At 61.4% G+C, this 11,104-nt stretch carries 1 protein-coding gene; it reads left to right on the forward strand.

All coding sequences use genetic code 11. The features are described 5' to 3' along the window. Window positions 1-381 precede the first annotated feature (381 nt). Complete coding sequence (locus tag CFE428DRAFT_RS26700) at window positions 382-10,644, forward strand: autotransporter-associated beta strand repeat-containing protein (RefSeq protein WP_006982807.1); 10,263 nt, start codon at window positions 382-384, stop codon at window positions 10,642-10,644. The last annotated feature ends 460 nt before the right edge of the window (window positions 10,645-11,104 follow it).

The following is an 11,104-nucleotide window of genomic DNA, read 5'->3' on the forward strand; positions in this document are numbered from 1 at the left end:
ATTGCTTTCAGCGAAAGGGCAACCTGCGGGCTTTTACTGATCCCGTCCATCTTCCGCGCTTTTATGGTTGCGCCGGTAAAAATACGGATTTTCTCAGTTTTATAGTATTGCAAGGCGTAAGGAAAAACGCCACGAACGATTAAGGGTACGTCGTACTACGTTTCATCGTAATTCAGTCGGCTTGGGCGAAAACCCCGGCGGGCTGGGCTCTCCTGAAGCATTGGTGCTTCGCGATTCTCCGCGATCTGCGGCCAGTCATTCCAAGAAAACCTTCTTCCGTCTTCTGGCCTCACGCCGGTCGTTCGCTTCGGCTCGAAGCTGGGCCAGACGCAGGAGGAAGGAACCTTGTAAAGCGCACCCGATATCCGTTCCCAACCCAATATGAGACACCGGTCATCCTTCCCCTTTAGCCAGCGCCTGCCTCGCTTTTCCCGGCGCGCTAAACGCCTGATCCTGACCAATACGGTTGCCGGACTCCTGGTTTCGCTCGCCTTCCCTTCGCTGGCTTCGATCAATATCTTCAATGGCAGCATCAATTCCTCGTGGGCCAACGCCGGCAACTGGAGTCTCAGCCATGTGCCCAATTCGATCGACGGCCTTTTCTTCAACAGCTCGACCACTGGAAACAGCCAGCTTAACAACAGCTGGAGTACGCAAACGTTGAGCTTCGATACCGGCTCGGACAGCTTCGGTATCGACGCCAATTTCGCCGGCACCACCACCCGGACGCTCGTCTTCGTTGGCGGCACGAATGCCAATGGTGGCGCAGACCTCATCTCGCTAAGCGCCAATACCACCGGCACGATCACGCTCGGCGGCGCCAACGGCGTCGGCGTGCTCAATCTCGATTTCAACACCGCCCATCGCACCGGAACGATCAACGTGGCCAACAGCGCCGCCACGCTCGTCATTGGCGCGAATGCCCACCTCATCGGCTCCAACGGCATCACCAAGAATGGCGCAGGCACACTGCAGATCCTTTCAACGAACACTTACACCGGCGGCACGGCGATTAATGCCGGCGTCATCGCCTTTGCCAATGGCAGTCTCGGCTCGGGCACGATCACACTCAATGGCGGCGGCCTCCAATGGGTCACGGGCAACACCCAGGATATTTCCGGGCAACTCGCTACCATCGGTAGCGGCGGCGCTACGTTCGATACGAATGGGCAAAACATCACCTTTAACAGTGTCTTTGGCAGCGCCGGCACCGTCACCAAAACAGGAGCGGGCACGCTGACCCTGCCCAATGCCCCTTGGCAGCAACTCCAGGTGAACCAAGGAACTGTGAACTTGACCGCCAGCAGCGTCACCACTGGAGGGATACAACTCAACGGGGGCAATCTCACCTTCAGCAACACCACAACAACCCTTAACGCTGCTGGCGTGATACAACTCTACGGGATCAATCTCGTCTGCGACGACGCCATGACCACCGTCACCGCTGGCGGGCTGCAACTCAACGGTGGTGGCAATCTCATCTTTGGCAAGGCCATGACCACTGTCTCGCTGGGCGGGCTTTCGAGCAATAGCACGACCGCCATCTTCCCCACGCAAAACGGTTCCGGCGCACCAATGGCGGTGACCTTGGGCTCTGCCACTAATTTTGCCGGGATGATCACGGGCAACGGCTCCATCGTCTCGCAAGGCGGGACGCTTTCGGGCGACAATTCCGGGTTCAACGGCGGCTTCACGGTCAATGCCGGCACCCTGCAGATCGCCTCAAGCACCGCCTTGGGCACCGGTACGGTTACCCTCAATGGCGGCACGCTGACTTTCGTCGGCCAGCCCTATTTCAGCGCGGGCGCGCTGGCAGCCTCGAATAGCACCCTTGTCTTGCAAAACAACTCTCGCGCGCCGGTCTACTTCACCGTGGGCAGCAATGGCGCTTCGACGACTTTCTCCGGCATCTTGACCGGCGACTTCGACCGCCCCCAAGGCACGCTGATCAAGGTAGGGACAGGAACATTGACCCTCACCAACAGTGATTATTCTACAGCGAATATCACTCTGATGAGTGGCACGCTCGATGTGAGTGCCGACCCCTATCTCTTGGGCGCTGGAGCTTTACAAATCAATGGCGGCGCTCTCGCCTTCGGCAACCTCACCAGTTCATCCGTTGGCGCCCTCACCGGCTCCGGCAACCTGGTGCTGACCAACGCCAATAATCAAGGCGTCACCTTCACCGTAGGTATGACATTGCCCAATTGGTTATTCGTCGGATTTAGCTTGGATACCCCGGCCTTGGAGACCTTTTATGGCGCGATCACCGGTCTGGGTACATTGGTCATGAATGGCTCGGCCGTCGCTCAGAATAACTGGAACATCCCCCTCAACATCCTCCACCTCGGAGGCTCGGGTTCGACCGCAAACATTACCCTGTTGAATGGCACGATCTACATCCAGAGCAGTGGCGCACTCGGTTCAGGCACGTTCACCGACGACGGCGGCACGCTCAGTTTCGTCGGGCCCACCACTGCGGCGGCCGGCGCTCTCGCCGGAACCGTCAATCTCGCGTTGCTCACTGACGCAATCACTCCCCTGCCCGTCACTTTCATCGTCGGCAGCAATGGCGCCTCCACGACCTTTTCCGGTGCGCTAACGGGGTCCGGCACGCTGGTCAAGGTTGGTTCTGGCACCCTGACGCTGACGGGTACCGGTTCCACCGCGAATATCACGCTCAACAGCGGCGCCATCGATATCAGCGCCAGCCCCACAAGCCTGAGCAGCGGTGTCTTCACCTACAACGGTGGCAACCTCATTTTCGGTGGCCAGACCAGCATCTCGGTCGGCGGACTCGCTGGCTCCAGCGATCTGGTGCTCACCAATGCCAGCAATCAAGGAATCACCTTCATCGTGGGCGGCAATGGTGCCAACACGACCTACACGGGAGCGATCACCGGCTTGGGCACCCTGGTAATGAACGGTCCAAGCACCCTCGCGCTCACCAACCCGAACTCGACGGCAGGCATCGTTCTGGCGGGTGGCTCGCTCGACATCAGCCAGAATGGCAGCGCACTCGGCTCAGGCACGTTCGGCGACTACGGTGGCACGCTCAATTTCGGCTCGCTCACCGCCGCGTCGGCTGGCGCTCTGGCGGGACCGGGCAATCTCTCGCTGCTCAATAACTCCTCTCAACCCGTCACTTTCACCGTCGGCGACAATGGCGCTTCCACGGAATACTCGGGCGCCCTCACCGGTGGCACGCTAGTCAAGAATGGCACCGGAGCGCTCAGGCTGAGCGGCACCGGTTCCACTGCAAATTTCACGCTCAACAACGGCACGATCGATCTCAGCAGCAACGCCACGGGTCTAGGGACTGGCACTTTCACCATCAACAGCGGCTCCCTCTATTTCGGCGCCCAGACCAGCGTCTCGGCCGGCGCACTGGCCGGGTCCGGCGGATTGGAGCTCACCAATGCCAGCAATCAAGGCGTCACCTTCACCGTCGGTGGGAATAACAGCTCAACCACTTATACCGGCGCATTGACCGGCTCCGGCAGTTTGATCAAGACCGGCTCCGGCACGCTGGCGCTCTCCAATCCGAATTCAACGGCGAACATCACCCTGGCGAGTGGCACGCTCGACATTAGCCAAAATAGCTACGCGCTCGGCACGGGCACGTTCACCTATAATGGCGGCACGCTCAATTTCGGCTCGCTCACCGCAGCGTCGGCTGGCGCTCTGGCGGGAACGGGCAATCTCTCGCTGCTCAATAACTCCTCCCAGCCCGTCACTTTCACCGTCTGCACCAACGGCGCTTCCACGGTCTACTCGGGCACCCTCACCGGCGGCACGCTGATCATGAATGGCACCGGCACTCTCGGTCTGAGTGGCCCAGGCTCCACCGCAAATATCACGCTCAACAACGGCACGATCGATCTCAGCAGCAGCGCCACGGATCTAGGTACTGGCACCTTCACCATCAACGGCGGCAACCTCTACTTCGGCGCCCAGACCAGCGCTTCGGCCGGCGCACTGGCCGGTTCCGGGGGATTGGTGCTTACCAATGCCAGCAATCAAGCGGTCGCCTTCACCGTCGGCGGCAATGGCACCAACACGACTTACACGGGAGCGGTCACCGGCTTGGGTACGCTGGTCAAGACCGGCTCCGGCGCGCTGGCGCTCTCCGACCCGAATTCGACGGCCGGCATTACGCTGTCACAAGGTATCCTCGATATCAGTGCCAATGGCAGCGCGCTCGGCTCCGGCACGTTTACCGACAACGGCGGCACCCTCAATTTCGGCTCGCTCACCGCCGTATCGGCCGGCGCTCTGGCGGGAACCGCCAATCTCTCGCTGCTCAATAACTCCTCCCAGCCTGTCACTTTCACCGTCGGCAGCAATGGCGCCTCCACGACTTACTCCGGAGCCCTCGCCGGCGGCACCCTGGTCAAGACCGGCGCCGGCACGATGACTCTTACCGGCTCCGTCTCCTCCGGAGCCAACTTGACGCTGGCCAACGGTACGCTCGACATCAGTCTCGACAGCGCCGCGCTCCAATCGGGCACCTTCACCATCAATGGCGGCGCGCTCAATTTGGGGACTTTGACGAGCGTCTCGGCCGGCGGCCTCGCCGGTTCAGGCGGGCTGGTGCTCACAAACGCGAGCAGCCAGGCAGTCACTTTCACCGTCACTGGCAACAATAGCACGAACTACTCTGGAGCGGTCACCGGCTTGGGTTCGTTGGTGATGAATGGCACTGGCACCCTCGCGCTCTCCAACTCCAACTCGACGGTGAACATTACCCAGTCCCAAGGTACCCTCGATATCTCCCAGAATGGGAACGCACTCGGCTCGGGCACCTTCACCATCAACGGCGGCACGCTTTTCACCGGCTCGCAGACTAGCGTTTCCATGGGCGCGCTGGCCGGAGCGGGCACCGTTGCCCTGCAAAGCCCCGGCGGCCAGCCCATCGCACTCACCACGGGCGGGAACGGCGCATCCACCACTTTTTCCGGATTGCTCAACGGCAGTGGCTCGGTGATCAAAGCGGGCGCTGGCACCTGGACCCTTACCACGGCCAACAGCTACACCGGCGGCACGACGATCAATGGCGGCGCGATCGTCAGCACCAGTGTCGGCGCGAGTTCCTCGGTGCTCGGCACCGGCCCGGTGACGGTGGGCGCCAACAGCCTGCTCACCGGCGTGGGCTTCATTCCTGGCGCCACCACGGTGAACGGCTTCCTTTCTCCCGGAAGCCCCATCGGCACCTTGAACTTCGGCAACTCGTTGACCTTTTCGAGCACAGGGGGATATCAGGTCACCCTGGGCTTCGAGACGCCTGGCACCGGCTACAGCCAGGTCTTCGTGCAAAACCAGATCAACCTGGCCGGCACTCTGAGCATCACTTTTGCCAGCGGTTTCGTGCCCAACATCGGGGACAAGTTCTTCATTCTCGACACGATCGGTTCCTCTGCCGTCACCGGGACTTTCCGCAACCCGGCGGGCGGAGCTCTCAACCAGATCACCGTCAACGGCATGCTCTTCCATGTCACTTATAACGATAGCAATTCGGACGGCGGGGCCAACGACGTCTCGCTCACCTATCAGGGTCCGACTCCCTTTTTCTACAAATGGTCGGGCGCCGGGGCGGATACCAACTTTGGCACGGGCGCGAACTGGCAGGGCAACAGCGTCCCGCCCGCGGGCAACAGCGGGGTGGAACTCGTCTTTTCGGGCTCGGGCACGGGCGCCTTCCTCACCCCGGTCAATAACCTCACCAATTTGTTTGCCGGCAGTATCAGCATTGAACCCGGCAGCGGTAATTTTGTGCTTTCCGGTCAGCCGATCCCATATCTGGGCAGCAGCGGCGTGACCTGCACCCGCGCCGGCACTCAGACAATCAACAACCAGATCACGCTCGGCCTCACTGGAACCTGGACTATCGGCAACGGCAGTACCTTGCTCATGAACGGAAACCTCTCCGGAACCGGCTCTCCCACGCTGACTAAAACCGGAACCGGCACGCTGATCCTCGCGGGGACCACCTCCTCCCTCGGTGGCCTCACCATTGGCGCGGGCACACTGCAACTGGGCAATGGTGGAACCACCGGCACCCTCCCCGCATCCATGTCGATCCTGGATAGAGGCAACCTGGCCTTCAATTTCTCCCGGAGCGTCACCGAGGGAACCGACTTCGGCAGCATTTCCGGTAGCGGCACCGTGACACAGGGGGGCCCCGGCACCGTCTTCCTGACCGCCAATACTTATACTGGCGGAACGATCGTTACCGGCGGCGTGATCAATTTCGGAAGCTCCGGCCTGGGCACCGGTCCCATCACCCTCAATGGCGGTGGCCTGCAGTGGTCCACCGCGCTCGGTATTTCGTCCCAACTCGTGTCCATCGGTTCCTTGGGCGGAACGCTCGATACCAACGGCAACAGCGTTACCATCAATAGCGTCATCAGTGGAGCGGGCCCGCTCACCAAAACAGGCATCGGCGCCCTCACGTTGAATGTCGACAGCTCCGGGTTCAGCGGCGGCTTTACCGTCCTCCAAGACAGCTTGATTTACGGCTCTACGGCCAATGCACTGGGCACCGGCACGATCACACTGAGTGGTGGAACGCTCGGTTTTAACCAGGTGACGGCCGCCAATGCCGGCGGCCTGGCCGGGACGGGTAACATCGTGCTCACCAACGCCAGCAATCAGCCGGTCACTTTCACCGTGGGTGGCAACGGCGCCTCCACGACTTATTCCGGGAGCCTTTCCGGTCTGGGCCTCCTCATCAAGAGCGGCACCGGCACCTTCACGCTCGCGGGGGACAGCACCGGCTCGGTGAGTGAAATTTCCATCGCGCAAGGCACCGTCGCGCTGGCCACGCCGAATGCCGCCGCGGGTTACACGCTTTCTCTCGACGGCGGCAATCTGTCCTTCGGCTCGCTGACCAGCGCCACGGCGAGCGAACTTACCGGCAGCGGGTCCCTCCTGCTGGCCAATGTCACCAATCAATCCGTCGCCTTCACCGTGGGTGGGGATAACAATTCAACCACCTACGCGGGCGCATTGACTGGCACAGGCACCTTGATCAAGACCGGCACGGGCACGCTCACGCTGGGCAACGCGGGTTCGACAGCGGCGACTACACTCAACGCCGGCGTCATCGATTTCGATGGCAACCCGAACGCATTAGGCGCCGGGACTTTCACCATCAACGGCGGCACGGTGAACTTCGACAGCCTCACCGCTGCGTCGGTCGGCGCTCTGGCCGGTTCCGGTCCGTTGGTCCTGACGAACAGCAACAACCAGCCCGTCAATCTCACCGTGGGCACAAACGGCGCTTCGACCACTTATTCCGGAACCCTCGCGGGCTTGGGCTTCCTCACCATGAACGGCACGGGCACCCTCACCCTGGCCGGCGACAGCACCAATGCATCGGGCACCGTGAGCATCACACAAGGCACCGTCGCCCTGGCGACATCGAACGCTGCGGCGGGTTACACGCTCGGTCTCAATGGCGGCACCCTATCCTTCGGATCGTTGACCAGCGCCGCCGCCGCCGCCTTGCAAGGCAGCGGTTCTCTCGTCCTCCAGAACATCAACAATCAAGCGGTCGCCTTTACTCTCGGTGGGAATAACAGCTCAACCACTTATACCGGTGCACTTACCGGCTCCGGCACGTTAATCAAGACCGGCTCCGGCACGCTGGCGCTCTCCAACCCGAATTCGACGGCCGGCATTACGCTGTCACAAGGTATCCTCGATCTCAGTGCCAATGGCAGCGCGCTCGGTTCCGGCACGTTTACCGACAACGGCGGCACGCTCAATTTCGGCTCGCTCACCGCAGCCTCGGCTGGCGCTCTGGCGGGAACCGCCAATCTCTCGCTGCTCAATAACTCCTCCCAGCCCATCACTTTCACCGTCGGCAGCAACGGCGCCTCCACGACTTACTCCGGCGCCCTCGCCGGCGGCACCCTGGTCAAGACCGGCACCGGCACGATGACTCTCACCGGCTCCATCTCCTCCGGAGCCAACTTGACGCTGGTCAACGGTACGCTCGACATCAGTCTCGACGGCACCGCGCTCCAATCGGGCACCTTCACCATCAATGGCGGCGCGCTCAATTTGGGGACTTTGACGAGCGTCTCGACCGGCGGCCTCGCCGGTTCAGGAGGGCTGGTACTCACAAACGCGAGCAACCAGGCAGTCACTTTCACCGTCACGGGCAACAATAGCACGAACTACACGGGAGCGGTCACCGGCTTGGGTTCGTTGGTGATGAATGGCACTGGCGCCCTCGCGCTCTCCAACTCGAATTCCACGGCGAACATTACTCTCACGCAAGGCATCCTCGATATCTCCCAGAATGGGAACGCGCTCGGCTTGGGCACCTTCACCACCAACGGCGGCACTCTTTTCACCGGCTCGCAGACAAGCGTTTCCATGGGCGCGCTGGCCGGTTTCGGTCCTTTGGTCCTGACGAACAGCAACACCCAACCCATCAATTTCACCGCGGGCAGCAACGGCGCTTCGACGACTTACTCGGGCACGCTCTCGGGCCTCGGTAGCTTGATCAAGACCGGCACAGGCACCCTTACGCTGACCGGCGACAGCACCGGCGTGTTGAGCACCGTGAGCATCGCACAAGGCACCCTAGCGCTGGCCACATCGAATGCCGCGGCGGGTTATACGCTCGGCCTCAATGGCGGCACCCTATCCTTCGGATCGTCAACCAGCGTCGTAGCGGGCGGGCTCTCGGGCAACGGAACGCTAACTCTGACGAACGCCAACAATCAGGCCGTCACCTTCACCGTAGGCGGGAATAATGCCTCGACGACTTTCAATGGCGCGCTCACCGGCTTGGGAATGCTGGTAAAAACGGGTTCCGGCACACTCACCCTCAACAACTCGGAATCCCTCGCCGCAATCACGCTCGCCGGCGGCACCCTCCAGATACCGGCCAGCAGTCTCCTTTCCTCCGCCTCGGCTATCACGCTCACTGGCGGCACGCTGAATCTCGGTAGCCTTACGAACAATACCGTAGCCTCGGTCAGCCTGCAATCCGGCAGCATCACCAGCACCACGGGCACGCTCTACAGCACCAGCGACTACGATATTCAGTCCGGCAGCGCTAGCGCGATTCTCGCCGGCAACGTCAACTTGAACAAAACCACCGCCGGCACCGTGACATTGACCGGGGCCAACACCTACACCGGCGTCACTACGATCACCAACGGTATCCTAAGCGTCTCAAACCTGACCGCTGGCGGCGCGGCAAGCAGCATCGGCACATCCAGCAACGCCGCGGCCAACCTCGTGATCAATGGGGCCACGTTGCAGTACACCAACGGCCATGTCGGCGTGACCCAACCCACCGACCGACTCTTCACCATGGGCACAGCCGGAGCGACACTCGACTCCTCCGGCGGCGGCTCGATCTTCTTCACCAACACCGGCGCGGTGGTTCTTTCCGGCACCAACACCGCACGCACATTCACGCTCAGCGGCACGGGGATTGGTGGCTTCGTGCCCGTCATCGGTGACAACGGAACGGGACAGACTTCGCTCACCAAAAGCGGGACCGGCATTTGGACACTGGACGGGGCGAGCACCTATACCGGGGTCACTACCGTCAACGCTGGCATGCTGTTTGTCGCATTAGCCAACGGCGGCACGCCCAGTTCCATTGGAGCCTCGAGCAACGCCGCGGCCAATCTCGTCTTGCAGGACGGCACCAACCTGAAGATGCTCGCCTCCACCACGGATCGCCTGTTTACCATCAATGGCTCCGTATCGCTTGAGGCCGACGATTCTGTGCAATTCACCAACCCCGGCACCATCGCCTTTTCCGCCATCAATACTCCGTGCACGGTCATCCTCACCACCCCCTTCAACAACGCCAGCGTCACCGCTTCCTTCGCGCCGGCAATCGGTGACAACGGAACCGCGCCGACCTCGCTCCTCAAAAGAGGGGCGGGCGCCTGGGCACTCACCGGCACGAACACCTACACCGGTAGCACCACCATCAATTCCGGCGAGCTGGTGGTCAGCGGTTCACTCAATGGCACTACCGGGGTCAACGTCGCGACTAACGCCATCCTCGGCGGCACTGGCACGATCGCTCTCGCTAATGGCAGCGCGTTCACCTTGCAAAGTGGTGCGAGACTAATGCCCGGCAGCGGGACGAGCAACGGGTTCACCATCAACGCCACCGGCGGCGGTTCGGCGACGCTGAATTTGCAGAACAACTCGGCCCTCTGGCTCACCATTGCCAATAACCAGGCGGGCAGCTTCGGTGCGCCTTCGCTGAACGACTACTCCAAGCTCACCCTCGGGCCCAACGTCAGTGCGACGCTCAGCGGCCAGCTTGTCGCCCTCACGAGCGGGACGGTGAACAATGGTGACGTCTTCGTCATCATCGACAGCAGCACCGCGGTGAGCGGCATGTTCAGCGACACCGGCACCGCCGCCCCCAACAGCGCTGGCAGCGCCTATCTTTTCACCTTCAACGGACAGCAGTGGGAGATCAACTACGCCTGGACCGGCAACACTCCCCTCGCCGGCATGGATTTCAACAGCTTCGCGCAAGTCACCGGCGGCACGAACGTCGCCCTGCTCGCGATCCCCGAGCCCGGCTCGATGCTCTCGCTTCTCGGTGGTAGTGCGCTGCTGCTCGGCTGGCGGCGGCGCAAGGTGCGTTAGGCGATTTTGATTCGATAAGTCGCGATGGTGGATGCCGATCTCCAAGCGGCATATCTTAACTAACACGCAGGAGGCATCTATCTGCGAACGAATTGCTCTGACCGGCAGCGGCAGCGTGGCGGATCGTGTTCGAGGGCGAGTCATTTCGTAGAGACCTAGTACAACTACCTAGTTTTTTGCCGGCAAGCGTCTTGTAAACCGTCGACGTTCCTTTACACCGGCGTTGAATGCACTTCTGCGTCGTCCGGAGATACGGTCCCGTAAGTTCGCCTCCTCTTTTCCGGCGAACCCCAAGTCAAATCCCGAGAGCTACGCATTTCAACGTAACTCCGACAGCCACGTCTCCTTCGCCACCGGCTTTTGACACCCCGCCTCCGGATGAAACACCCTCCGTTCTTTAAGAGAAAGCTGTGCACCGCACGGCGCGAGTCATTCTCAGCACGAGCATCGTCGTCCTCGC

The organism is Chthoniobacter flavus Ellin428 (assembly GCF_000173075.1).
Lineage (GTDB): Bacteria > Verrucomicrobiota > Verrucomicrobiia > Chthoniobacterales > Chthoniobacteraceae > Chthoniobacter > Chthoniobacter flavus.